Origin of the sequence: Paraburkholderia fungorum (assembly GCF_046027215.1) — a bacterium.
Classification (GTDB): domain Bacteria; phylum Pseudomonadota; class Gammaproteobacteria; order Burkholderiales; family Burkholderiaceae; genus Paraburkholderia; species Paraburkholderia fungorum_D.
Genome location: NZ_JAQQEN010000001.1, coordinates 3,179,007 through 3,202,784 on the forward strand (window position 1 = coordinate 3,179,007; position 23,778 = coordinate 3,202,784).

Consider the following 23,778-nt stretch of genomic DNA (forward strand, 5'->3'; position numbering starts at 1 on the left):
CAAGCCCGCCACTGGCGGGCTTTTGCATTTGCGCGCGGGCACCGGGAGCGGGCACGCCACATGCTGCGCGTGAGGAAACATTTGATTACGAAACCGACAGTCCGCTGACAAGCGCACACATCCAGATACGGGCTGCGGCGATACCATCAAATGAAAGGACGCCGAAGGGCTTCGCTCTCTCATCCGTCCTGTTCCGATTATTACTGGAGTCAACATCATGAAATCGATTCGTCAAATCGGTACGCTCACGGCCATCGTCGCGGTCCTCGCAAGTCTTTCCGCGTGTGACGGTATGACTCCGCGTCAACGCGATACGGCAATCGGCGCGGGGGTGGGCGGTGCGGCAGGTGCGGCGATCGGCGGCAATGCGCTGTCGACTATCGGCGGCGCCGCGGCGGGCGGCATTATCGGCAATCAGGTGGGCAAGTAAGTCACGCGACCGCGTTGCATGAAAACAGACTGAGTGGACACTTGAGCATGCCCGAGGATCGACAAGCGTTGTGACGATAAGCGGCGCGGATACCGCCGCTCCGTCGCCGGGAGATGCTTGGCAATGGAGTGAAATACGCCGTTACCGTTTTGCAATCCAGTTAGCGCCACGGCGGCGTAAGCTAATGTTATTACGCCCCGTATGGCGGCGTTCGAAGTCACCAGGAGCGCGTCATGAAGTCCCGCGTCGACACACCTCTCTTCTCGACGCGCCGGTGGCTGCCGCGCGCCTTGCCCCGTTTATCCCGAACCGGCATGGCGCTCGCTGGCACGATCGGCGTTCTCACGTTGTCCGGTTGCTATTACCCCTACGGCTACTATCCGGCTGGTTACTATCCGGCGGGCTATTCCCCCTACTACGCCACGGTGCCCGCAAACGGTACCCAGCAGGCGGTGCCGGTTGGGCAAGGCGATCCGTCCGCGGCGCAACAGCAAGACCAACAGGCGCAACAGGCACAAGCACAGGCGGGGCAGCAGAACCCGCCCGCGACCTATGCCGTTGCCGCCCCGCCCGTTTACGTGCCGCCGCCGGTTTATCCTGCCTACTATCCGCCGGTTTATCCGGCTTATTATGGCTATCCTGGCTGGTATGGACCGTCGGTCTCGGTCGGCTTCGCTTTCGGTGGCTACTGCTGTGGCCACGGCGGATGGGGAGGCCACGGTGGTTGGGGGGGCGGCCACGGCCATTGGCACTGACGCTCGCCGGCATGCCTGAACTTCATTGACCTTCACATGACGTGCTCGCGTGGCGGATCCCTGCGGCGCGGCGCTCGCCTCACATCGCGCCTTGCATGCCGCGCAGACTCGCGCAAGGCGCGCTCCCAGCTCCCGCCCCCTTCGCCCGTAGTTTCCCTCCTTGACGCGCCACATCCGGGCTCTATCCTTGGGGATGCCACACGCAGTATTCATTTAAATAAGCGCCTTCGCGCGTCGTTCACGCGCCGCCAGCGCCCATCCGTCCTGCCACAGCGACGCGCCCGTAGTGCGTGGACCCGCGTCGAGTTCGAACAACAACGAAGGAGACGTGATGTTTCACCAACTACTCACTCCGGTCGGCAATTCCCTATTGCCCTCGTTCCTGGTCGCCGCCCTGCCGATTATCGTCGTCCTGCTGTTGCTCGGCTGGGCGCGCCGGCCGGCCTGGCAGGCGTCGCTCGCGGGCCTGATCGTCGGGCTGATCGTGGCGATCTTCGTCTGGCAGTTTCCGGTCGGCCTCGCGGTCGATTCGGTGGTCGCCGGTGCGGTGTTCGCCTGTTGGCCGGTCATGTGGATCGTCTTCGCCGCGATTCTGCTTTACAACATCTCGCAGCGCTCGGGGCGCTTCGCGGCCTTCCGCATGTGGATGATCGATAACCTGCCGAACGACCGTCGCGTCGTGCTGGTCGTGATCGGTTTTTCTTTCGGCGCATTGCTCGAGGGGATTTCCGGCTTCGGCACGCCGGTCGCGATCACCAGTTCGCTGTTGATCCTGCTCGGTTTCCCGACGCTCGAAGCGCTCACTTTCACGCTGATCTTCAATACCGCGCCGGTCGCGTTCGGCGCGCTGGGCGTCCCGATCACGGTCCTCGGCGCTGTCACGCACCTGCCGGCCGACTCGCTCGCCAAGATGGTCGGGCGGCAGTTGCCGTTTTTTGCCTTCCTGCTGCCGTTCTATGTGATCGGCGTGTATGCGGGCTTTCGTAACATGCTGCGCGTGTGGCCGGTACTGCTGGTGTCGGGTGCAAGCTTCGCGCTGACCCAGTTCGTCGCGTCGAATTACGTCAACTACAGTCTGACGGACGTGTTGTCGTCGATGGTGTCGCTGATCCTGACGATCGCGTTTCTGCGCGTCTGGAAACCCGCCGTCGATCCGAAGTTCGCGATCAACATCGACCGTGTCGGCGAGGTGCGCGGCAAGATTGGCGGCGTCCAGGGATGGTATCCGTGGATCATCGTCTCGGTGGTGGTGATCGTGTGGACCGTCGCCAAGATCTTCCTGATCGGCGATACCAAGATTCCGTGGCCAGGCCTCGACAAAGCCGTATTCATCACGCTATACAACACGCCGTATGGCGCGGTGTGGGACTTCCAGCCGCTTGCCACCGGCACGGCGATTCTGGTGGCCGCCATCATCACGTCGCTCGTGGTGGGACTGAGCGCACGCGACTTCGGCAAGGCGATCGCCGACACATGGATCCAGACGCGCATCGCCATTCTGACGGTGGCGACCATCGTCGGGCTCGCCTATCTGATGAACTACTCGGGGCTCACCTACACCCTCGGGCTCGGCGCCGCGTCGGTTGGACCGTTCTTTCCGCTGGTGTCGGCTTTCCTCGGCTGGGTCGCCGTGTTCCTGTCCGGCAGCGATACGTCCGGCAATGCGCTGTTCGGCAATCTGCAGGTGGTGGCGGCCAATCAGCTGAACCTGAACCCGATCCTGATGGCCGCGACCAATTCGTCGGGCGGCGTGATGGGCAAGATGATCTCGCCGCAAAACATCTCGACCGGCGTGGCGACCACCGAACTCAAGGGCAAGGAAGGCGTGGTGTTCGCCAAAACCTTCAAGCATTCGATTCTGTTGACGGTCGTCCTCGGTGTGCTGGTGTGGGTCCAGCAGAATTTCCTGCAATGGATGATTCCGCACTGAATGCGCGGTTCGAACCGGTCAGCGGGCGCGCCGTCGCGGCGCGTCTCGCTCGGCCCGGGCTCTCGCGTCCGAACGGACGAAGCAATCCGCCCAACCGACGCTTTGCCGCAAAATAATTCATGCTCAGCAGGCCCACACTCCGGTGTGGTCTGCGTCGTTCCGCTAAAATTCTCTCCGTTCATCGCAATTTTTCTCACATCAGCGTGAGAAATGCTCGCTTTGCGCCTCGCCTGACAGCGCTTACGATCACACTCATCAGACGCCTTTCATCTCCCGTATCTTGCCGTTTCATCCCAACGTGAAACGTTTCCCCCGATCGCGCTGTTACGATGCGCTGGCGTCTCGACTCAACCGCGCGCGGCGCTACCACCATGAATGCTAAAAACCTGCTGCAATTGCTGATTCTCGCGGCCCTTTGGGGCGCGTCGTTTCTGTTTATTCGAGTCGGCGTGACCGACTTCGGCGTCGCACCGCTGATGGCGCTGCGCGTCGGCATCGGCGCGGCATTCCTCGCGGTCGTGCTGATCGCGCGACGGCCGTTGCGTCAGTCCGCGACCATCCTGCGCACGCGCGCGTTCCCGCTGCTGGTGGTCGGCATCCTCAATTCGGCGGCGCCGTTCTGCCTGTTCGCGTATGCCGAGTTGACGCTCTCGGCGGGCGTGACTTCCGTGATCAACGCCAGCACGCCGCTGTGGGGCGCGCTCGTCGCGTTTCTCTGGCTGCGCGACCGGCTGAGCGCGCTGCGCACACTCGGTCTGGTCATTGGCTTTCTCGGCGTGCTGATGCTGGTATGGGACCAGATCGCCGCGCCAAACGGCTCGGCCGCCACGCCGCTCACCACCGCGCTCGCGGCCGTGGCCGCACTCGGCGCGACCTTGCTGTATGGTGTGGCCGCCAATTACACGAAGCGGCACCTGACCGGCGTCGACGCCCTCACCGTCGCCGCCGGCACGATGACCGGCGCGACCATCGTGCTGCTGCCGCTCGCCGTGATCTACTGGCCGGCCGCGCCGATTTCGCTGCATGCGTGGGGCGCGGTGATAGCGCTTGGCGTGGCGTGTACCGGCGTCGCGTATATGCTGTTCTTCCATCTGATCGCCGTCGTCGGGCCGGCGCGCGCGATTACAGTGACTTTCGTGATTCCGATTTTCGGCATCCTGTGGGGCGCGCTGTTTCTTGGCGAAAGCGTATCGCCCGGCATGCTGGCAGGCTGCAGCGTCATTCTGGTCGGCACCGCGCTCGCTACGGGTGTCGTCAAGCGCTTGCCCTGGGTTGGGCCGCGCCGCGCTGACACCTGAACTTCACTACGCGCGGGGCCGCACATAGCGGCCACGCGCGTTGCCAGCAGGCACGACAACAGCACGCGGGCGTAAAAAAAACCCGCCCGGCTTACGCCAGGCGGGTTTTCGGACTGCGCTACTGCAGACTACAGCGTCGTTCAGTGCAACTGGTCGGCCATCAGACTCATGATTTGCTTGGCCTGCGGGCTCTGATCGACAGCGCCCTTGTCGTCCACCACAGCCACGCGGGTCTGGTTAGGCGTCACGGCGCGCACGTTCACGAGATACTGCTTGGCGACCTTTTCCTTCTTGCCGTGGAACACCTGGCTCCAGAAGCCCTGCTCAGCCGAACTCAGATCCTTCGGATCGACATAACGCACGAAGTACAGACCACGGTTCAGATCGCGATCGTCGACGGTGAAGTTGCTGCGGTCGAGTGCGAGGCCCACGCGCAGCCACGCGCGGTCATACGGCTCGCCGAGCGTCAACTCAGTGGACGACAGTTGCGCAGAGGTATTCCCCGCGTCGTCATCCGGCAAGGGTTGCTGCGCCGACAGCGCAACGTTTTGCGCCGCGTTGGCCGCAGCCGCCGACTTCGCGCCCGTAGTTGCCGCGTTCGGCGCGGTTTGCGTGCCCGCCGGCGACAGATCGGCGTTCTGCGTCTCGCCCGGCTTGCTGCGCGAATCGGCCAGCGCCAGCGAGGCCATCAGCCGCTTCAGGTATTCCTGTTCGAGGCCCGGATCGTTCGGCTTCGCTTCCCACTTGGTCGAATCATTGTTCGTGCCGGTGATGGCCTCGCGCATGCCCTTCTGGCTGATGAACACGTAGGTGCCGCCATTCGGCGCCGCTTCGAGGCGCGTGCGGTACTTGTTGCGCTCCGAGCTCACGTAGCTGTTGCCCATCGCCTTCGACAGCGTGTTGCGGATCAGGCCGTCGTTGATCTGCGCGTGCGTTTCATTCCAGTCCGTTTCCATCACGCCTTTGTCGCGCTGGTCGACCACCAGCAGGAAACCCTGCTCCTGCCAGAAGCGGCGAATCTGCGCCCACGCCTGGTCGGGCGCCTTGTTGTCGATCACGAGCCAGCTTTCCGTGCCGTCACGCTGGATATGCATACCGGTGACCGGCGGCACGACTACCAGGGTATTGGCGGCCGGCGCTTGCGCCTGAACCTGCTGGAGCGCGGACAGCGAGGTTTCGCCGCCTTGCGGGGGCAACGAACGCTGATCGGACGTCTCATCGATCATGTTCGGCGGTACGGCGAGTGACACCTGCTTCGATTTCGAGTCGCTCTTGTAGTCGATTTTGGTCGGCGACGACGTGCCGCAGCCGGCGACCAGACCGCCTGCCATCAGCATTACTGCAAACCGCTTGGTAAGACGAAGATCAGTCATGTTCGGGGAATCCTTCCGCTACGCCACGGCAAGTTTCCGTGGATCAACCCAACATTTTACCGATCCCGGCGACACATGTGCAAAAACTGGGGTTTGCCCGCGAGTTGAGCCACGTGCGCGCGGCAAAACGCATGCTGCGACGCGCGTTGTGCGTACCCGCTGATCGAGTCTGCCAAGCGAGCTCGTGGCGATGGAAAACCGGTTGCCAACCCTGTCTCCGGCCGTCTTGCCAGCCCGCAGATTTAACAGTTCACAACATTTCCCCAACGACAATCGGACGTTTCCTACATTTTCGTCAGATTATTGATTACAAACAACTTTTCCACTCCCAATACAGAGTCATTTTCGAGATTGCGCGGAGCCACTTGCGTCGCCTCTGATAACCGCTACAAAGCCCCGGTGTTACCTTGAACTGGCCATCTCGATAAAGGCTGAAGCCTCAACCGCGAGCCACATTGCCATGCCAGATCTTTCTTTTTCACTGACCGTCCCCGCCTCGGCCATGCTGCTTGCAGCGCTGCTTGTCAGCGCCGACGTGCGTGCCGAACTGGGCGGCACGATGTCCACCGAGCCGGGTGCCTCGGCCGCCGCGCCGCAGATCCTGCTGAACGGCGCGCTGCGCATGCGCATGCGGGTCGACGCCGGCAATACGACCATCACCGAATACGCGACGAGCACGGGCGAGATCATCGCTTACACGTGGCAGGGGCCGACCATGCCCGATATGAACGCGCTGCTCGGCAAATACGCCGCCTCCTACCGGGCCGGCGCTGCCGCCTCGCCGGCAACCGGCAATCTGCACGCCTCACGGGTGGTCAGGCCGGACGTGATCGTGGAATCCGGCGGCCCGATGCGCGGCTATGCGGGCCGCGCATGGCTACCGGCGGCCGTGCCATCCGGCGTGACGTCCGCCGACTTCCGCTGATCGGCCCAAGCACTCGGCAAAAGCCCGCGACGACCTCCCAGGATGCCATGAAGATCTCCACTCATCTCTCTGCCTTGCTGGTCGTCTGCGCCGCACTCGCGGGTTGCGGCGGTGGTGGCGGCGGCACGACCGCTGCCTCAGCCTCGGGCGGTTCCGGCAGTCCGGCCAGCAGCCCCGCTGCGGCGAGCGCACCGGCCGCGGCCGACGTCACCGACACTCCCAACTCCGTGCCGCAGTCGAATACGCCGAACGTCCAGCCGATTACAGTCAGCACAGCACCGGGCCTGACGCGCAACATGCTGACGACCAGTGTCACCGTCTGTCAGCCGGGGACCACGAACTGCGCGACCATCGACAATATTCAGGTCGACACCGGTTCGCACGGCTTGCGGATTCTCGCGTCCGCGGTGCCGGCTCAGCTTCAGCTTGCCGCCGTGGGTTCGGGCAGCGCAGTCACGGGCGAGTGCGCGGTTTTCGGCGGTGGCTACGCATGGGGCGCGGTGCGCAGCGCGGACGTCCGCATGGCCGGCCAACTCGCCGCATCGATTTCCATCCAGGTGATCGCCGACCCCACGCTGCCCAGCGTGCCCGCTGATTGCGCGGCGTCGGGTCCGGCCATGCTGAGCGTCGCGAGACTGCGCGCCAACGGCATTCTGGGCGTCGGCCTGTTCGCGGCCGACTGCGGCAGCAACTGCGTCAATGCCGCACCGCCACGCTGGTATTACAGTTGCGACGCAAGCGGCGCCTGTCTCGCCACCGCGCAAGCCCTCGCGCAACAGGTGACCAATCCGGTCAGCCGCTTCGCGCTGGACAACAACGGCGTCGTCATCGAGCTGCCGCCTATCCCCGACGCCGGCGCAGCCACCGTTTCGGGCTCGATGACCTTCGGCATCGACACCCAGGCAAATAACACGCTCGGAAGCGCTACCGTCGTCAAGGCGAATACCCAGACGGGTTACGTGAGCACGACCAGCGACGGCCAGACCTATGCGCAAAGCTATGTCGACAGTGGCTCTAACGGACTGTTCTTCAGCAATACTGGATTGCCGCAATGCGGTTACTGGTATTGCCCGAGCTCGACGCAACCGGCCAACGCGCTTATCGTCGGCACAAATGGGGCGTCGATTTCCGTATCGTTTGCGATTGGCAATTCGCGCACGCTGTTTGCGTCGTCGAATAACGCGTTCAACAACCTGGCCGGTATTGCCAGCAACAGCTTCGGATGGGGCTTGCCGTTCTTTTTTGGACGTCGTGTCTACACGGCGATCGCCTCGCGGCTGACATCGGCTGGGACAGGCCCTTACTATGCGTTCTGATTGAACCACCTTAAATGCCGGCGTTGGGAACGCAGCGCCGGCATTCTGTTGCCGCTGCCGCGTTGCAAACGCCCCAGCCGAAACCAGACGATCATCAGGCGGCCGCCCTATCAGCGCGGATAGGCCGCATTGCGCCACATCCGCGCCTCGCACGGAATCCGCCGATAGACCGCGAGAAATTTCCCAGTCTCCGCCCGCGCACAAATTTGATACACCACGGCTGCAATAATCTGCCGCCGCTTCGATATTGCCCCGCGCTTATCAAAGCCCTCCGCCGCTCGTTTCACCGATTTTCAATTCGTTCGACATCATGGCTCTCTCCTTTTCGCTCGACCGCTTCGAGCAACTCGTCTACACCCGCTCGTACGATCAAGCCGCCCTCCAGCTCATCGGCGCGCTCGCGCTGCTGTCGCATAAACGGGGCGAACTGGATGGAGATTTCCAGGCATCGTGTGTGCCCGGCCTGCCAGCGGATTTGCAGCGCAAACAGTTTTATAGCCGCCTGGTCAGCGCGACATCTACGCTCTTCGCCGACCCCGGCTTCCAGCCTCAACACGAGTTTCTCCGCTTGCTCTTCACGTTGCACGAATGGCTCGGCCTGCTTTTTTCGGCCGCAGGCCCCGGCAACGCCGATCACATCGCCCGCTATCTGAATCCGCGCGGCGAGGCGGACCAACAGTTCCTGCCAGGCGATCGCCACACTGAGAAACTGTGCCTGCTCTATTCGAACGAATCCGAACTCGAGCTGGACTTCGCAGCGCTGTGGTCACGCGACAAAATGCTCGCTGCCAACCTCGCGCTCGCCCTGCTGGCGCCGGTTTTCCAGGGCTCCGCCACCGCCCATGGCAAGCGCGAAGCGTTGCTTGAATGGCTGCCCGGCAAACTGCGCCAGATCGACGACCTCGACGCATTGCCCACGGCCGTGCTGCACAACGCCTATATGTTCTGCAGTTATGCGGACACGCCGCAGCGCCATGCCATCAAGCAGGACATCGATGTTCTCGTGCGCCGCAAACTCGACCAGCTGGGCCTGACCGATTTGCCAACGTCAACGCCCATGCCAGCCGCGACGCCGCAAACGCAGAACAAGCCCCGGCGCAAGAAGCCACTGATGGTGGTCGTGCTGGAGTGGTTCAGTGGCGCCCATTCGATCTACCGCACGCATTCGCGCACGCTCGAAGCCGCGCGCGAGCATTTCGAAGTGATCGCGTTCGGCTTCGGCTACGCGGTCGACGAGGTCGGCCGGGCAGTCTTCGACCGGTTCATCGAACTCGAGCAGCCGGACTACATCGGCGAATGTATGCGCACGATTCGCGAGTTCGCGGCGGAGCATCAACCTGACGTGCTGTATATGCCGAGCGTCGGCATGTTCGTGCTGACGGTGTTTATGTCGAATCTGCGCATTGCACCGTTGCAGATCGCCGGGCTGGGGCATCCGGCAACGACGCATTCAGAGTGCATCGATTACATCAGCGTCGAAGAAGATTATGTCGGCGATCCGGCCTGTTTCAGCGAACGTCTGATGAAACTGCCGAAAAACGGGCAGCCATACCGGCCGTCCGTCGCGTTGCCCGACATCGTCGCGCAGATTCCGCCGCGGCGAGACACGCTTCAGGTCATCGTTACCGCCAGCGCCATGAAGCTCAACCCAGGCTTCCTCGACGCCTGCCGTGAAATTCGCGCGCGTGCCGCGACGCCTGTCGAACTGCATTTCATGACCGGCCTGCCGTCCGGCCTGTCGTTCGACCGGATGCGCGAGGTCATCAAACTCGCGGTGCCCGGCGCCATCGTGCATAGCTTTCACGACTACGCGGCTTATCTGACGCGCGTCAATCAGGCCGACCTGTATATCAGCCCGTTTCCGTTCGGCAATACCAACGGTATCGTCGACGCCCTCACGCTCGGCCTGCCCGGCGTGTGCAAGCGCGGAGCGGAAGTGTTCGAGCGGATCGACGGCGCGCTGTTCGAGCGCGTGGGCATGCCGTCATGGAACGTCGCCGACAGCGTCGATGCCTATATCGCCGCCGCCGTGCGTTTGATCGATCAGCATGAAGAGCGCATCGCGCTGCGGCAGCGTCTGATCGACACGCAGGCGGTACAGCGTTGCTTCGAAGGACAGCCGCAGGCGTTTGGCAAGAACGTGCTGAAACTGGTGCGCGAAAACAAAAGCCGTCACGCGAAGGTGACGGCCTGAGATATCGAGGTGAAGCGGGTGCTGGCGAGTGTCGCTCGCGCCCTTTGAAAGCGATGCGCTATTCCGTGGCTTCGCTTGCAGCCGCATCGGACGGTGCGGCGAGTTTCGCCGGAGCCAGCCAGCTGAACACATTCAGTGCCGGGCCGTGGAAGGTGCACTCGGCGGCAGCGGCCGTGGTGATCTTCTTCGGTTTGGCCGGTTTGAGCGAGGCGGCTTCGGCTCCTGACGCGGCCAGGATGGCGGAAGCATCCGAAGCACCTGAAGCCATCGCGCCAGACGCCGCAGCAGCGGCAGAAGCCATACGAGGCGCATTCGCCACCTGCGCGGCGGAGGCCGCGGTGCCGGCGGATGCCGTAACATCCGAAGCCGTGACCACATGCTCGATCGAGCCTTCGACGACCACCCGCGAGCCGTCGATGCCGGCCCCCGTATGGGCGATCTTCAGCGTATCCGGCGACGTTTCAGCCAGCTTGCTTCGCATCAACTGCTCGCATGCGTCCGAGTTCTTGTAGACGGCCGTGCAGGCCGCCAGCAGCGCGGCAGCGGTCGTGACGCAGGCGATAGAGAGAATCCGAATCTTCATTGATGTTCCGTTTTACAGGCCGTCGGCAATTGTAGCTTACAGGCTGGCGGACCGGCCGCGCGGTCGCCAGCCAGACGGGCGCGTCGAACCGGATCCGCCGACGGCTTGACCGCGGCGGCGGGCATCGGCATCGTGTTGACCGGCCGCCATGTCCGCGATGCGCGGCCGCATCTCCCCTGACCCAGCTTAACGGGTACAGCTTCACTTTCACCACCACGCGTTGACCGGCTTTCCCGTATGTTCAGTCTTGCCCTGCTCGCCATCGCGGCCTATGCCGCCACGAATATCGACAACCTGTTCGTGCTGCTCGTATTCCTCGCCGAAGCGGGCGGCGATCGGCGCCGCGTGATCGCCGGCCAGTACGCAGGATCGCTGACCCTGATCGCGGGGTCGATCCTGTTTGCCGCGCTGCTGGCACGCTTGCCGGCTGGCTACGTCGGTTTGCTCGGCATCCTGCCAATCGGTGTGGGCCTGAGCAAAGCGTGGGCGCGATTTGGTCCGGGCAGCGAGCGTGGTGAGGATGAAGGAGACGCGGCCGGCACGCCGGCATCGATAAACGGCTCGTCCTGGTGGACGGTAGCGTGTGTCGCCGTCGCCAATGGCTCCGACAACCTCGCCGTCTACGTGCCGTTGTACGCGGCTCATTCGCATAGCGAAGGCGCGCTGATCTCGCTGGTATTTATCGTGATGATCGGCCTCTGGTGTGCCGGCGCGGTGTGGCTGGTGGAGCACCCGTTGCTGGGCGCGCCGATCCGGCGCTACGGTACGGCGTTGCTGCCGCTGATTCTGCTGATTATCGGCGTCTCCGTGATCGTACAGAACGATACGCTGCGGATCGTGTTCGGCATCTGAGCGCTGGGGCGCGGGCTATCGGCAGTTGGCTAGCGGTCAGTCAGCCCGGCGCCAAACGGCAGGGGCCGTGCAAAGATGCGCTGCAACGAGGCAGCGCGAGGCAGCACGACCGTCCCCACGCCAGCGCTCAATTCGACGGCTGTTGCGGCTGGACGTAAGTACGCACGCCGGCGAGCGGCGAACCGTACCCGCCCGATTGCGTATTGTTCGGCAAGCCATTGACTAGTTGCGCGCGCGGATCGGTCGGATTCAGATTCATCTCACCCGCCTGCTGATTGCCGTGCGACGGATATTCGCTGCCGCGCGCCGCATTCGGCATCAGGCGCGTATTGTTTTGTGGCGCGCTCATGTCGTCCTGCACGCTTAGCCCCTGCGCTCCGGCCTGCGCCGCAACCCCGCACGCAATTGCGCACAACCAGGCGCGCCCTACCCTCGAAGTTCGTTTCATACCTGCCTCCAGCAAAGTGAAATGAAGAAAGGAGACCGTGTCCGCGGTTGGCGCACGCGAGCGTTCGCGTGCGGCGGATGCTGATCACAACGGTTATACGCGCCACACTGACTTTCGGATTCGGCGATACCCTGCCGACACCCGCCACCGACAACCGGAGCGGCATGCCACACCGTCAGGCCCAAAACGCCGGAATGCCCGAATGCCACAAATTCAGCAACCGCATATCGTTATGCCGATTACCGATTTCTTTCCGGACGAAGCGGGCCCGATAATAGCTGCCATGAACGCCTACCCTACTCGCAAAGCCCGCGCGCTGCTGCATACGCTCGCGGTATTGAGCGCGGCGCTGCTGCTGGCAGCCTGTGCCGCCCCCGCAACAGCGCCGTCCGCTGCGGCTAACCCTGGCCTGCTGGACGCCGCCATCTCCGGCGCGCAGCGCAGCGACAAAGCCCGCGCGCGCGACGTCTACCGCCATCCAAAGGAAACATTGCAATTCTTCGAGATCGCGCCGTCGCAAAGTGTGCTGGAGATCGCACCGGGCGGCGGCTGGTACACGGACATCCTCGCGCCCTATCTGCACGATCACGGCATGCTGTACGAGGCGCAATACGACAGCCCCGACGCCTCGGCGGCGGCGGAAGAACAGGCGGGGCGCGCGGCATTCGCAAGCAAGCTCGCGGCCACACCCGCGGTCTACGGCAACGTGGTGGTCGGCACGCTGCGTGCGGGCCAGTTCAGCGGTTTTCCGGCCGACGGCAGCGTCGACCGCGTCCTGACATTCCGCAATATCCATAACTGGATCAAGGACGGACAGATCGACGCGAACCTGCGCGCCTTTTTCGCCGCACTGAAACCGGGCGGCATCCTCGGCGTTGAGGAGCATCGCGCGGCACCCGGCACGTCGTTGCAACAGACCATCGACACCGGCTATGTGACCGAGGCCTATGTGATCGAGCATGCTCGCGCAGCAGGCTTCCAGCTGGTGGGCCAAAGCGAAGTCAACAGCAATCCGCGCGACACGAAAAATTACCCGCACGGCGTCTGGTCGCTGCCGCCCACTTACGAGGGCGGCGACCTCGACCGGGCGAAATATGCGGCGATCGGCGAATCGGACCGGATGACTTTGCGCTTCGTGAAGCCGAAGTAGCGGCGCAGTCGGACCGCGTGGCGCTTGACGCGATCCCAATAATGTGGTCCTATTGCACGCTATGTACCGTGCCCAGACCATCCTATCGCTACTACTAGCCCCCTCTACCGGGCTAGGTCTGCTGCTGCGCGCTTCTATCTGATACACCCGAAGCACCGCTCAATTCCCCAGTAACTGACCCAGCCCCGGTTTCCGACCGGCGGCCCTGCTTTTGCCTTTTCGTCGTCCGGTCGACTGCCCAGCTTGTCGAATCCAAGGATGATGAAAATGTTGAAGAACCCTGCTACCAGATACCGATCGTTCAACCCCGTCAATTTGACGGAGCGCCAGTGGCCGTCGCGCACCATCACGCACGCGCCGATCTGGATGAGCACCGACCTGCGCGACGGCAATCAGTCGCTGTTCGAGCCGATGGACGCCGAGCGCAAGATGCGCATGTTCAAGACCCTGGTGCAAATCGGTTTCAAGGAAATTGAAGTCGCGTTTCCGGCCGCATCGCAGACCGACTTCAATTTCGTGCGAGAGTTGATCGAAGGTGGCCATATTCCGGACGACGTCACCATCGAAGTACTCACGCAAGCCCGCGACGATCTGATCGAACGCACCTTCGAATCGCTGCGTGGCGTACCGCGCGCCATCGTTCATCTGTACAACGCGACGGCGCCGGAATTCCGCCGCATCGTGTTCGGTCTGGAGAAAAGCGGCGTCAAGGAGCTCGCGCAGAGCGCCGCCCGCACAATGAAGCGGATCGCCGATGCCACACCGGAAACGAACTTCACGTTTCAGTACAGTCCCGAAGTCTTCAGCGGCACCGAACTCGAATTCGCCAAGGAAGTGTGCGACGCCGTGTTCGACATCTGGCAACCGACGCCCGAACACAAAGCTATCGTCAACCTGCCGGCCACCGTCGAAATGTCGACGCCGAACGTCTACGCCGACCAGATCGAATGGATGCACCGCAATCTCGCGCGCCGCGATTCGTTGATCGTGTCCGTGCACCCGCATAACGACCGCGGTACTGCCGTGGCTGCCGCCGAACTCGCGGTGATGGCTGGAGCCGATCGTATCGAAGGCTGCCTGTTCGGCAATGGTGAACGCACCGGCAACGTCGATCTCGTCACGCTCGCGTTGAACCTCTACACGCAAGGCGTCGATCCTGGTCTCGACTTTTCGAACATCAATGAAGTCGCTCGCACGGCGGAGGAATGCACGCAATTGCCGATTCATCCGCGCCATCCGTACGTCGGCGATCTCGTGTTCACCGCGTTCTCCGGTTCGCATCAGGATGCGATCAAGAAAGGCTTTGCGGTTCAAAAACCGGACGCGATGTGGGAAGTGCCTTATATGCCGATCGACCCGAGCGATCTCGGCCGTACCTATGATTCCGTCATCCGGGTGAATAGCCAGTCCGGCAAGGGCGGCATTGCGTTTCTGCTCGAGCAGGGCTATGGGGTTGTGTTGCCGCGGCGCCTGCAGGTGGATTTCAGCTCCGCTGTGCAGCGTTATACCGACGATAGTGGACAGGAGGTCACGTCCTCGCAGATCTGGGAACTGTTCCAGCAGGAGTACGTGCACAGTGCGGCCCCTGTGCGGTATATCGGTCACCACTTGTCCGAACAGGGCGATGGCGCGCGGATCCAGCTTACTGTCGAGATTCATGGCTCACGGCGGGTTTTGAGCGGCGCGGGGAATGGGCCGCTGGATGCGTTGATGCACGCGATGGGGGTGCCGGTCAGGATTCAGCACTATGAAGAGCGTGCTTTGACTCAGGGCGCGGATGCTCGCGCGGTTGCTATTGCCGAGATGGCAGGGGCGGATGTGGCCGGCAGCGCGTTTGGGGTTGGCATCGATGCCAACCTGGTGACGGCTTCTATTCGGGCTGTTATCAGTGGGGTGAATCGCGCTTATGGGCGGGTTGATTCTGCTGCTGCGCAGCGGGCGTTTTTTGATGTCGCTATGAGTGCTCGTGATGAGTCTCTGGTGGTTTGAGCCTCTGGCGGTTCTGTTGCTGGTGGTCTATTAGCGTTGCCCCTGTGCGGGGCGGCACCTACTTTTCTTTGCCAGCCGCAAAGAAAAGTAGGCAAAAGAAAGCGGCTCACACCGCTAACATTTAAGCGGGTCTCCTGGCTTGGAGGGGATTGTGGTGCGATTAACGGATCACACCGCGGTCCATTAGCGCCAGTGACACAGCCGTCATCCGCTCCCACTCCGCACTGCGTGCGTCGCGGTTGGGTCTGCCAGGGAAACCCATGGTTATTTTCGTGGTGGCGTGCACTGATTTGCTTGTAGGGCGGTCCTGGTTTATCCCTCCCGGCCGTCTTATCGGGTCCATGCGTCTGGCAGGCTGTGCGTTAGCGTCGATACGAAATGTGCGGTCTCCGCTTCGCGTGGTTGCATGAAAATATCCCGCGATGGACCCGCTTCCACTATTACGCCGTTGCTCAGGAATACTACGTCTCGCGCAATCGTTGCGGCGAGGCGCAAATCGTGCGTCGCCATCAACATGGTCATGCCTTCCGCGGCAAGCTGCTTGAGTACTTCGACCACCTCCGCGGCAAGACCGGGGTCCAGTGCGGAAGTAGGTTCGTCGCACAACAGCACCTCCGGCGATGGCGCCAATGCGCGTGCAATCGCTACACGCTGCTGCTGGCCACCGGAAAGCGTCACGGGCCACGCGTCCGCTTTGTGCGCAATGCCAACCTTCTCCAGCAATTCGTCCGCCCGCACGCGCGCCTTTTCCTTACTCCACTTCAACACCGTCAGCAGGCCTTCCATCACGTTCTGGCGGACAGTCAAATGCGGAAACAGCTGGAAATTCTGAAATACCATGCCCGTGCGGCGCCGTATCGTCAGCACGGCTTCGCGTGACGGTTTTTGCTCGCGGCTGAACTCGAGTCGCTGATCTCCGAGTTCAAGCGAACCGGATTCGGGAATTTCCAGCAGATTCACACAGCGCAATAACGTACTCTTCCCGCTTCCGGATGGACCGATCAACGCCGTGACGTTGCCCGACGCGAGTTTCAGATCCACTGAACTCAGCACCCGGTGCTCGCCGAAATACTTGTCGATTTTTTCCAGTCGGATCATCAGTTGCCCGCCTGGAAAAGTGCGTGACGGCCGAACTTGCGCTCAAGCCTGACTTGCGCGGAAGACAACACCGAACTGAACACCAGATAAACCAGCGCCGCCTCTGTATAGAGAATCAATGGTTCATACGTGACCGACGCAATCCGCTGCGCCGCCTGAAATACTTCAGGCACGGTTAGCACCGCGGCCAATGAGGTGTCCTTCACCAGGGCGATGAACGAGTTCGACAACGGCGGCAACGCCACACGCGCCGCCTGCGGCAGGATCGCGCGTCGCAATGCCTGCGTACGCGTCATCCCCATCGAATAGGCCGCCTCCCACTGGCCTTTCGGAATCGACTCGATCACCCCGCGGATCACTTCCGAGTTGTACGCGCCGACATTCAGCGAAAAACCAATGATCGCCGCCGTCAATGGGTCGAGCACAATGCCGACGTTCGGCAGTCCGTAGAAAATCACAAACAGTTGCACCAGCAACGGCGAGCCGCGAAACAGCCATACGTAAAAGCGTACAACCGCGACCGCCGACGGCGGCCCGAACAGTCGCACCAGCGCGACGATAAAGGCTAACGCCAACCCGATCGCGAACGATACCAGCGTCAGCGGCACGGTGAACACGAGCCCCGCATACAGCAGGGGCCACAGTGAATGCGCCATCAAATGCAACCAGGCTGGCATGATTCAGGCTCGCAGGTGACGCTTATTGGGAGACGTCTTTGCCGAAATACTTCTGCGATATCTTCTCGTAGGTGCCGTCCTTGCGGATGTCCGCGAGCGCCTTGTTGATCGCGGCCTGCAACTCGGGATTGCCCTTGCGGATCAACACCGCGGACTTGTCACTCTCCGAAGAACTATCGAGCGCGACGATCTTTACCTTGGCGTCTGGCTTGTGCTTCTTGAAGTCGAGCAACGACAGCGAATCGTTCACGGTCGCGTCGACCCGCCCGGAGGTCAACAGGTCGATCGATTCATTGAAGCCCTGCACCGGAATCACTTCCGCACCATGCGCCGCCGCAATCTTGCCGAAGTTGCTGGTCAGCGTGTTGGCCGACTTCTTGCCCTTCAGATCGTCGAACGTCTTGATCGTGGTGTTGTCCGACCGCACGATCAGCGCCGCGTGCGATGTGATGTACGGGTCTGAGAAATCGTACTTGGCCTTGCGTGCGTCAGTGACGGCGACTTCGTTGATCACCGCGTCGTAGCGGTTCACGTCGAGACCGGCGATCAGGCCGTCCCACTTTCCTTCGACGAATTGCGGCTTGACACCCAGATGTTGCGCGATCGCCGTGCCGATCTCGACATCGAAACCGGTCAGTTTGCCGGATTCGTCGTGATACGTGAACGGTGCATAGGTGCCTTCGGTGCCGATCCTGAACACGCCGGAAGACTTGATCTGCGCGAGCCCGTCTGCGGCAAACGCCGAACTCACGGTCACGGCTTGCAACAGCGCGATTAGCAGAATGGAACGAATCGACTTCATCAGGTGGGCTCCGTAAGGTGTGCTACGTCGGTGGCTGGGTCTTTGGGTTCGGCAGTTTCCGCCAGCGGCCCGTCGAGCCCGGCAGAGTGGGCGGACTGTAGCAAACGGCCTTTGTTTTCACAACGCATTTTGCGGCTATTAGATATGCCACGGAGGAATAAGCTAGACCGAAAACGCCTCCGTGGCAATTCACGGTAACGCGAGGGTGCGAGAGACTACTTGCCGCAGCCGATGAATGATCCATTCGTTACCTCGCCTCATTTCTGAAGTATGTCACCGGCAGATCGAAACGTGCGCCGGGAAAAAGCTCCGCGAGCCGCAACTGGAGGGGCTGGATATCTGCGAAACGCTTCAACCGTATGACAACCAGCCCATGATCCTCGTAAGTCTTAACTGTCGCATCCTTGAGCCACTCCCCGACCTTCAGTTGAACAGCCTTGGGCTCCTTGTAAATCACCACCAGTTCGTTAGCGCTCACGCCGATCAGATTGTCCGTCGACCGCAGAACAAGTGTCGACTGTTCTGAACCGCCAGATTGCGCCCGCGTACTGCTCGGGGGTAGGGTCCTCACAGAGACAGAACCGATCTTCACCGGGTTCTGGTTCTGGACCTGCTCAACGATATCCGCCGGCGCAATCTGCCCCGGCTTCAATGCCTGAGAATTCTGTGCTCGCGCCATAAACGGGCTGCAAAAGCTGGCGCATGCAGCCGCCATGAGAAGAAGGGATTTCGTTTTCATGTCAATTCACCCGATTGGTAGCCGTATCAGTGACCATATACCCGCAACAACGCACCCTTCAGCCGCGCCGGCTGCGAGCCTCGCCTGGAGTTCGTGTCGATAAGTCGCAACTTCCAGGTGCCGCTCGCCGATTCTTCGTTAAAGGCGTTCGACGCGAGCGTGAACATCTCCACTTTCGTGGGCTTCTCCGAAAAAACGTTGTACGCGTTCATTAGTACGCTGCGGGTCCCCGCTGGAGATATCAGTTCAACTGCGAGATCGCGCATGCTCGCGTCATTCATCGACATCGTCAGTTGGACCGCCTCGATTCTTCCGACCCGGGTCTTCTGATAGGACAGCGGTATGTCTACGCCAGTGGCCGTACCAATCGGAACGGATAGCCCTTCTCCATCCTGAGGCGCTTCGTACGTCAGATCTTCACCTGTGCTTGCCATCCTTCCCTTGAGATAGGTGTTGTAACTTTTCGCCATCCTGACCGCTTGCGTTGCATCGACAAGCCCAAACCCGTATTGATTGTCAAACCACAAGCCCGCAGCGTTGCGGGTCCACGCGGGCTCGGGAATATACTTCTCTCCAGAAGACAAGGAGACTTCAATCGGCTTACGTTGCGCGTCGACTCTTCTTGCTGTTTTCATCAGGATGAATCGCACGTCGCGCCAGGTGAGGTTCGGGTTGACGCCAAGCATCAATGCAACCACGCCGCTCACCATCGGTGCCGCTGCCGATGTGCCGTTGAACGTCGAAGTGTAGTTACAAGATGGATTTAGCGCCTTGCCGATTTTCGAATCAGGGTCGTCAAAATCGTTGAGCGGTTTGGGTGGAACGCCGCGTCTGGTCGAGCCGCGATCGCAACCCATCAGGTCCGTCGTCACAATCGCCGGCCCGGTCGGTCCTCCGTATTCACCGCCGAATGCGGATACAAGCAGATTCGATCCGGCAGTGGAGTAGCTCGAACGCACGCCGAATGCATTGAGTGCGCCAACTGTGATGACCTGAGGCATCGTCCTGTCAGGGTCGAGGTTGGCGTTTGAGCAACTGATGCCCACCTCGCGCGAACGGGCGCAAACGGCCGCATCGTTCTCGTTGGCCCGGTATTCATTGCCAGCGGCCTGGACGAAAATGGCCCCCTTCGCATCGCGCAGTCGCTCCAACCCTTCAATCACAAGAGATTCAACTGTCACACCCGGAAGAAAATCAAGGGGTACTGTTGGCGACTTCGCGAACGATGCATTGAAGACGTCGGCATAACGCGAAAATGGGGCTCCGCCATAAGCATCGAACTTATCAACTACCCGTGAATAACGCGAATCAATTCCAATGTATCTTGCGCCGCCCAATCGAACGCCCGGAGCGACCCCTCGAACACCTGAATTCTTTATCGAAGTTGCGGCAATCAATCCCGCCACCGCAGTGCCGTGACCATCCGCCGGCGGTGGCGTCGGATCGAGTGCATTTGCCGCGTTGGGGTCAAAATTGTAAAGCATCGAAGCAGCGACGTTACCAGCAAGATCCACATGCTTGATGTCGATCCCGTCATCAAGCACCAGTACATTGACGCCTTTACCAACGACTCCCTCGCGAAATATCGGCTCGACGTTCAGGTCCATGCCCGCCAAACCTTGCAGCGTGGAGAAGGCAGTTTGCCCGGTGTTCTTTAAATGCCACTGGTATTGAGAGAGTGATTCCCCGGGCCTGCCGTCGTCGGACGACCCACCGCAGCCCGCGACCATACCGCTCAAAAAGACCACGCCAACCCATCCATATCCCAAGTGTTTCATTCTTCACCTCTGAATTGCGTCAGTACATGAAATCTGAAATTCGAAAGCCCTTTTCAGAGTCCTCGTGGACGTCCGTTCGCATGGAATCTTTCAACGTTCAGCATGAACGCTTGAATTCACTTGATTTGCATGTCTGATTAATTGTATTCAGCACGTGCGCCTGGAAATGTGGCGTTTTGTGCAGAGATTTTGTAGAAGGTGGGAGTTTTGTAGAAACGTTCGCTGCCGCGACGCGACATGCAGAGAAATTGGGACTCAGCGGAAATGATCGAATAGGGCGAGGAAAAGAAAACGGGCGCCATGCGCCCGTTATTCCTGAATAGTTCCGAAGACGTTCAACGTTGAACCCGTCACCGCTTATCGTTCCACGGGATGCGGCTCCTTCAGTTTGTTGGCAACCCGGATCGCGTCGAAGTAAGCCGGATTAGGCGGACGCTTCAGATACCGCCCCGCACCGCGCACGGCCCGCAGTTCACCGTTAGTCCATGCGAGCGCGCCACGCGTCAGCGTGTGCATCGCCACACCCTGCACCGTCATGCCTTCAAACACATTGAAGTCGACCTTCTGATGATGCGTCTTCACCGATATGGTTTTGCTCGCCGCCGGGTCCCACACTACCAGGTCGGCATCGGCGCCGACTTGCACGGTGCCTTTACGCGGATGCAAATTGAAAATCTGCGCGGCGTTGGTCGACGTAATGCGGACGAATTCATTCGGCGTCAGACGCCCGGAATTCACGCCGTGATGCCACAGGACCGCCATCCGGTCTTCAACACCGCCGCAGCCGTTCGGGATCTTCGTGAAGTCCTCACGACCCATGGCCTTCTGCGATGCGCAGAACACGCAGTGGTCGGTCGCCGTGGTATGCAACTGGCCCGCCTGCAGTCCCCGCCATAATGCCTCCCGATGCTCCGCCGAACGGAACGGCGGGCTCATGACATGCGCCGCGGCCCGGGTCCAGTCGGGGTCGCGATACACTGCCTCGTCGATCACCAGATGGCCCGGCAGAACTTCGCCAAACACACGCAAGCCTTCGCTGCGCGCTCGCGCAATTGCATCGACCGCATCTTTCGAGGACACGTGGACGATATAAACCGGCACGCCCAATACCTGCGCAATGCGAATCGCCCGATTAGCGGCCTCGCCTTCCACTTCGGGCGGCCGCGACAACGGATGCGCCTCCGGCCCCGTGAAGCCCTTGGCGAGCAACTGGCGCTGCAACTGGAACACCAGTTCGCCGTTCTCCGCATGCACCGTAGGCAGCGCGCCGAGTTCGAGCGAACGCGAGAAGCTATTCACCAGCACTTCGTCGTCGGCCATGATCGCGTTCTTGTAGGCCATGAAGTGCTTGAAACTCGACACACCATGCTCATGCACCAGCGTGCCCATGTCGCGATACACAGAATCGTCCCACCATGTCACCGCCACGTGAAAGCCGTAGTCCGCAGAAGCCTTTTCTGCCCAGCCGCGCCATTCCTTGAAGGCGTCCAGCAGCGGCTGCTTCGGACTCGGAATCACGAAATCGATGATGCTGGTCGTGCCGCCCGATAAGCCCGCCGCTGTGCCGGTATAGAAGTCGTCGCTGGCCGTCGTGCCCATGAATGGCAATTCCATGTGCGTATGCGGATCGATGCCACCAGGCATCACGTACTGCCCGCCCGCATCGACAATCGTGGCGCCCGCGGGCGCCTCCAGGTCCACGCCGATCTGCAGGATCGTGCCGCCGTCCTGCGGGTCCGCACACAACACGTCCGCACGGTACGCGCGCTCCGCGTCGATCACCGTGCCGCCGCGAATCAGGGTCGTCATGTTGCCGCCTCCTTATGAACTGCTGGTTTCATTGCTACGTATCGCATTCAGATCATGCGCTCGCCACCCGCGCACTCGGTCCTTTGCTCAGCTTCATCCACGCGCTGTATACGATCGACGCCAACGCGAGTCCGACAAACCACGCATACGTATAGAGCGTATTGAAGATCGCCGGCACGTTCGGGAACGAAGCCGGAAACGCCGTATGCAGAAAGCCCGGCAGATTCGGCAGCACGCCGATCACGAGCGCCACCACCGCGCCGATATTCCAGCCGCCGGTGTAGCTGTATTCACCATGCTCGTCGAACAGTTCACGCGGGTCGAGGCGCGTGCCCCGAATCAGGAAGTAGTCGACCATCAGAATGCCCGCCACCGGGCCAAGCAAGGCCGAGTAGCCGACCAGCCACGTGAAGATATACCCTTGCGTAGTGGCGAGAATCTTCCACGGCATCATCACGATCGCGATGGTCGCGGTAATCATGCCGCCGACCCGATAAGAAATGCCCTTGGGCCACAAGCTCGAAAAATCATAGGCCGGGCCGACGAGATTTGCCGCCAGATTGCAGCACATCGTATCGAGCGTAAGAATGATCAACGCGAGGCCGACGCCAATGCCGGTCATACGGCTTGTCAGATCGATCGGGTCCCAGATCGCCTTGCCGTAGATCACAACCGTGGCCGAGGTCACCACCACCGAAATCACCGAGAGCAAAGCCATCGGCACCGGCAAGCCGATCGACTGGCCGATGATCTGGTCACGTTGCGTTTTGGCAAAGCGCGTGAAGTCGGGAATGTTGAGCGCAAGCGTGGCCCAGAAGCCGACCATGGCCGTGAGTCCGGGCCAGAACGTCGCCCAGAACATGCCCTCTTTCTTGCCGCCCGGTACGAACTGCGATGGTGCCGACAGCATCGAGCCGAGCCCACCCGCTTTCGAGGTCGCCCACCATACGAGCGCGATGCACATCACGATCTTGATCGGCGCGGACCAGCTTTCGAGCCAGCGGATCGAATCCGTGCCATGCACGATAAAGTAGATCTGCAGCGCCCAGAACACCAGGAAACACGCGAGCTGCGTGAGCGAGATGTCAAGAAACGGCAATGCCGCGCCGTGCAACGCATTGCCGGTCAGAATGTTCAGCAGCGTGTAGATCGCGCTGCCGCCCAGCCACGTCTGAATCCCGTACCAGCCGCACGCAACAATCGCCCGCAGCATCGCCGGCAGTTTTGCGCCTTGCGTGCCGAATGAAGAACGCACCAGCACCGCATATGGAATGCCGTGCTTCGCGCCTGCGTGACCGATCAGCAACATCGGCACCAGCACAATCAGGTTGCCGAGCAGCACGGTCGCCACGGCCTGCCACGGCGACATGCCCTCTTCCGTCAAACCGGCCGCGAGCATGTACGACGCGATGTTCATCACCATCCCCACCCAGAGCGCGGCGAAGTGATACCACCTCCACGTACGCTGCGCGACGCCGGTCGGCGCAAGGTCGTCGTTATAGAGACTGCTGCCCTGCGCGCCGGCCGCGAACTGCGGATCGACGGGTTGCGCTGTCTGCTTCATCGATAGATCTCCACTAAGATCGTTGAGACCCGCGCGACTTCTGAGGGCGCGTCGGACCTTTGGGAAAA

20 protein-coding genes are annotated in these 23,778 nt (G+C 61.4%); 10 read left to right on the forward strand and 10 right to left on the reverse strand.

Annotation, left to right across the window (positions count from 1 at the left end; translation table 11 throughout):
• The first annotated feature begins 217 nt into the window (after nucleotides 1-217).
• The 4 genes from PQR27_RS14090 to PQR27_RS14105 all read left to right on the forward strand — a co-directional run bounded on the left by PQR27_RS14090 (nucleotide 218) and on the right by PQR27_RS14105 (nucleotide 4,413).
• Entirely contained in the window at nucleotides 218-430 is a 213-nt protein-coding gene (locus PQR27_RS14090) for a YMGG-like glycine zipper-containing protein (protein ID WP_408524232.1), read from the forward strand.
• A gap of 233 nt (nucleotides 431-663) precedes the next feature.
• Entirely contained in the window at nucleotides 664-1,185 is a 522-nt protein-coding gene (locus PQR27_RS14095; protein WP_408524233.1) for a hypothetical protein, read from the forward strand.
• 331 nt (nucleotides 1,186-1,516) lie between these two features.
• Nucleotides 1,517-3,115 carry an L-lactate permease gene (locus tag PQR27_RS14100; RefSeq protein ID WP_408524234.1) on the forward strand — a complete coding sequence of 533 codons (1,599 nt, stop codon included), beginning with the start codon at nucleotides 1,517-1,519 and terminating at the stop codon, nucleotides 3,113-3,115.
• 371 nt (nucleotides 3,116-3,486) lie between these two features.
• Complete coding sequence (locus PQR27_RS14105) at nucleotides 3,487-4,413, forward strand: DMT family transporter (protein WP_408524235.1); 927 nt, start codon at nucleotides 3,487-3,489, stop codon at nucleotides 4,411-4,413.
• A 140-nt stretch (nucleotides 4,414-4,553) separates the two neighbouring features.
• Here the strand turns inward: PQR27_RS14105 and PQR27_RS14110 are convergent, their stop codons facing one another.
• Complete coding sequence (locus PQR27_RS14110; RefSeq protein WP_408524236.1) at nucleotides 4,554-5,786, reverse strand: outer membrane protein assembly factor BamC; 1,233 nt, start codon at nucleotides 5,784-5,786, stop codon at nucleotides 4,554-4,556.
• A gap of 460 nt (nucleotides 5,787-6,246) precedes the next feature.
• Here PQR27_RS14110 and PQR27_RS14115 point away from each other — a divergent pair, with 460 nt between their 5' ends.
• The 3 genes from PQR27_RS14115 (at nucleotide 6,247) to PQR27_RS14125 (ending at nucleotide 10,221) form a co-directional block, all read left to right on the forward strand.
• A complete protein-coding gene (locus PQR27_RS14115; RefSeq protein ID WP_408524237.1) occupies nucleotides 6,247-6,711 on the forward strand; it encodes a DUF2844 domain-containing protein in 465 nt (154 codons plus the stop codon).
• A 47-nt stretch (nucleotides 6,712-6,758) separates the two neighbouring features.
• Nucleotides 6,759-8,027: a DUF3443 domain-containing protein gene (locus PQR27_RS14120; protein ID WP_408524238.1), complete on the forward strand. Its 1,269-nt coding sequence runs from the start codon at nucleotides 6,759-6,761 to the stop codon at nucleotides 8,025-8,027.
• 310 nt (nucleotides 8,028-8,337) lie between these two features.
• On the forward strand, nucleotides 8,338-10,221 hold the full coding sequence (locus tag PQR27_RS14125) for a glycosyl transferase family 1 (protein ID WP_408524239.1): 1,884 nt from the start codon (nucleotides 8,338-8,340) through the stop codon (nucleotides 10,219-10,221).
• A gap of 58 nt (nucleotides 10,222-10,279) precedes the next feature.
• On the opposite strand, the gene PQR27_RS14130 is transcribed toward PQR27_RS14125, so the two are convergent.
• A complete protein-coding gene (locus PQR27_RS14130) occupies nucleotides 10,280-10,804 on the reverse strand; it encodes a hypothetical protein (RefSeq protein WP_408524240.1) in 525 nt (174 codons plus the stop codon).
• A 237-nt stretch (nucleotides 10,805-11,041) separates the two neighbouring features.
• Between PQR27_RS14130 and PQR27_RS14135 the strand changes: the two genes are divergently transcribed.
• Nucleotides 11,042-11,656: a cadmium resistance transporter gene (locus PQR27_RS14135; RefSeq protein ID WP_408524241.1), complete on the forward strand. Its 615-nt coding sequence runs from the start codon at nucleotides 11,042-11,044 to the stop codon at nucleotides 11,654-11,656.
• A 127-nt stretch (nucleotides 11,657-11,783) separates the two neighbouring features.
• On the opposite strand, the gene PQR27_RS14140 is transcribed toward PQR27_RS14135, so the two are convergent.
• Nucleotides 11,784-12,104 (reverse strand): hypothetical protein, encoded by a 321-nt coding sequence (locus tag PQR27_RS14140; RefSeq protein ID WP_408524242.1) that lies wholly within the window; start codon nucleotides 12,102-12,104, stop codon nucleotides 11,784-11,786.
• A 283-nt stretch (nucleotides 12,105-12,387) separates the two neighbouring features.
• On the opposite strand from PQR27_RS14140, the gene PQR27_RS14145 reads away from it, so the two are divergent.
• Nucleotides 12,388-13,254 carry a class I SAM-dependent methyltransferase gene (locus tag PQR27_RS14145; protein ID WP_408525489.1) on the forward strand — a complete coding sequence of 289 codons (867 nt, stop codon included), beginning with the start codon at nucleotides 12,388-12,390 and terminating at the stop codon, nucleotides 13,252-13,254.
• A 267-nt stretch (nucleotides 13,255-13,521) separates the two neighbouring features.
• Nucleotides 13,522-15,243 carry a 2-isopropylmalate synthase gene (leuA, locus tag PQR27_RS14150; RefSeq protein ID WP_408524243.1) on the forward strand — a complete coding sequence of 574 codons (1,722 nt, stop codon included), beginning with the start codon at nucleotides 13,522-13,524 and terminating at the stop codon, nucleotides 15,241-15,243.
• Nucleotides 15,244-15,573: 330 nt separating this feature from the next.
• On the opposite strand, the gene PQR27_RS14155 is transcribed toward leuA, so the two are convergent.
• From PQR27_RS14155 to PQR27_RS14185, 7 genes are all read right to left on the reverse strand, one after another.
• On the reverse strand, nucleotides 15,574-16,341 hold the full coding sequence (locus PQR27_RS14155) for an amino acid ABC transporter ATP-binding protein (RefSeq protein ID WP_408524244.1): 768 nt from the start codon (nucleotides 16,339-16,341) through the stop codon (nucleotides 15,574-15,576).
• Complete coding sequence (locus PQR27_RS14160; protein ID WP_408524245.1) at nucleotides 16,341-17,018, reverse strand: amino acid ABC transporter permease; 678 nt, start codon at nucleotides 17,016-17,018, stop codon at nucleotides 16,341-16,343. Before PQR27_RS14160 ends, PQR27_RS14155 begins: the two co-directional genes overlap by 1 nt.
• Nucleotides 17,019-17,040: 22 nt before the next feature.
• Nucleotides 17,041-17,820, reverse strand: a complete 780-nt coding sequence (locus PQR27_RS14165; RefSeq protein ID WP_408524246.1) for an amino acid ABC transporter substrate-binding protein — start codon at nucleotides 17,818-17,820, stop codon at nucleotides 17,041-17,043.
• Between the two features lie 247 nt (nucleotides 17,821-18,067).
• On the reverse strand, nucleotides 18,068-18,559 hold the full coding sequence (locus PQR27_RS14170; protein ID WP_408524247.1) for a hypothetical protein: 492 nt from the start codon (nucleotides 18,557-18,559) through the stop codon (nucleotides 18,068-18,070).
• A gap of 26 nt (nucleotides 18,560-18,585) precedes the next feature.
• Nucleotides 18,586-20,337, reverse strand: coding sequence for a S8 family serine peptidase (locus tag PQR27_RS14175; RefSeq protein WP_408524248.1), 1,752 nt, complete (start codon nucleotides 20,335-20,337; stop codon nucleotides 18,586-18,588).
• Between the two features lie 357 nt (nucleotides 20,338-20,694).
• The gene (gene hydA, locus PQR27_RS14180) at nucleotides 20,695-22,146 is read right to left on the reverse strand and encodes a dihydropyrimidinase (protein WP_408524249.1); all 1,452 of its coding nucleotides are present in this window, start codon (nucleotides 22,144-22,146) and stop codon (nucleotides 20,695-20,697) included.
• A 52-nt stretch (nucleotides 22,147-22,198) separates the two neighbouring features.
• The gene (locus tag PQR27_RS14185; RefSeq protein WP_154559077.1) at nucleotides 22,199-23,710 is read right to left on the reverse strand and encodes an NCS1 family nucleobase:cation symporter-1; all 1,512 of its coding nucleotides are present in this window, start codon (nucleotides 23,708-23,710) and stop codon (nucleotides 22,199-22,201) included.
• Nucleotides 23,711-23,778 lie beyond the last annotated feature (68 nt).